At 34.0% G+C, this 1,648-nt stretch carries 1 protein-coding gene; it reads left to right on the forward strand.

Going from position 1 to position 1,648, the window contains the following annotated elements; genetic code table 11:
• The coding region (locus ACIPNH_RS00915; protein WP_400771039.1) for a preprotein translocase subunit SecA at positions 1-1,648 on the forward strand (1,648 nt) is incomplete at both ends.

The following is a 1,648-nucleotide window of genomic DNA, read 5'->3' on the forward strand; positions in this document are numbered from 1 at the left end:
TTTTTACAACTCAAACATGGATGTAAATTATCTTTACAAAGCTTAAAAGCTGTTTTTATCTCTAATGGTTCTTTCTTTAAATTGTACAGTAACTTATATGGATTAACAGGCACTTTAGGGTCACAGAGAGAAAGAGATTTATTGCAGGAGATACATGAGGTAGACTTTGTAACTATCCCTACAGCCAAGTCTAAGCAATTTCGTGAGGAAAAACCTATTCTTTGTACTGGCAAAGATGAATGGATAAAGCGCATATGTAATGAAACAAAAAGGCTAACTGAGGAAAAAAAACGATCTGTTTTAATCATCTGTGAAACAGTAAATGATGTAGAGACTTTATACAAAGCTTTTGGAGGAAAGGATGCAAAACATGTTCATACATATACAAGAGATTACGAAGAGTTTGATAAAGGGTTTGAAATTGTTCAAGGTAACAAAGAGCTGGGGCAAGGACAGATTATTATTGCAACGAACTTAGCTGGCCGTGGAACTGACATAAAAATTACAGAAGAATTGAGGAAAGCAGAAGGATTACATGTTTGTTTAACTTACCTACCTAGCAATATTCGAGTTGAACAGCAAGCATTTGGGCGAGCAGCAAGAAGTGGAGACCAGGGTTCTGGTCAGTTAATCATCATGGATTCAAAAGGACAAGAATATAGTAACTCAAAAATACTTGATTTAAAGAAAGAGCGTGATGTGGAAGAATTACATCGTATATCTGACATTAAAGCTTACTATGATACTCAGATTACTATGGAAGAAAGCTGTTTTAAAGCATTCAAAGAGCAGTACGAACAATTGAAGAAAGACCTTGATGATAAAAAAGTACCTACTGAAGTTAAAGAAATTTTATTGCAGAGTTGCTTGGACAAATGGGCTTTCTGGTTAGATGAACACACTAAATATGTAAGAAATTTGACAGGTGAACAGGATAAAAGAAATCTTTACAACCTACTGGACAAATTTATCTCACGATTAAAGAATTTAGACACTGGGTATAGCGAAAAGTGGTTAGCCTGGGTTAAAGAAAATCCAATTCAAATGATTAAACTTGGAAAGTATCTCTCTCAAAATGAGGAACATAAAAATGCTCATAAAAATGCCCTTGAGCTGTTTGATGAGGTGATTAAAAAAGAGCCATATTTTTCTGAAGCAGCACGTTATTACAAGGCATTTGCATTAGTAAAGAAGGTTGATTTAGAACAAAAGCCTTTAAAAGAAGAAGATGAGAAAGTTTTGAAAGAATTTAAGCAAGAATTGCGAGAAGCTGCAAGGCTTTTAGATGAGCATAGTAAATTTGCTATCAATGCAGCAGGTATTATTGGTAAGATTAAGAAGAATAATAACGAAAGTATCATTCAAATCGACGCTTATGAAGAACAGCAAAAGAGCTTGGCTAACCTTTATTATATGTTTTCACGGTTTATAGATGATATTTTTGGACACACTATTACTCCACAATCTTTTGCTAATAATGATATTAAGGAAGAGCTGGCTGAAAGTCTATATAAGGATCTTCTTGAAAAGGGCATGCTAAAAAAGCCGAGAGTAAAAAAGAGCATTTCTGAAGAAGAGCTAAAAGTGATCAGTGCTGGCTATGGAGTATCAGTTGAAACATTAAAAATTTTTCTTTCCAAATATGAAG

This window comes from Wolbachia endosymbiont of Drosophila barbarae, from assembly GCF_044752445.1.
In the GTDB taxonomy this organism is placed as follows: Bacteria; Pseudomonadota; Alphaproteobacteria; order Rickettsiales; family Anaplasmataceae; genus Wolbachia; species Wolbachia pipientis.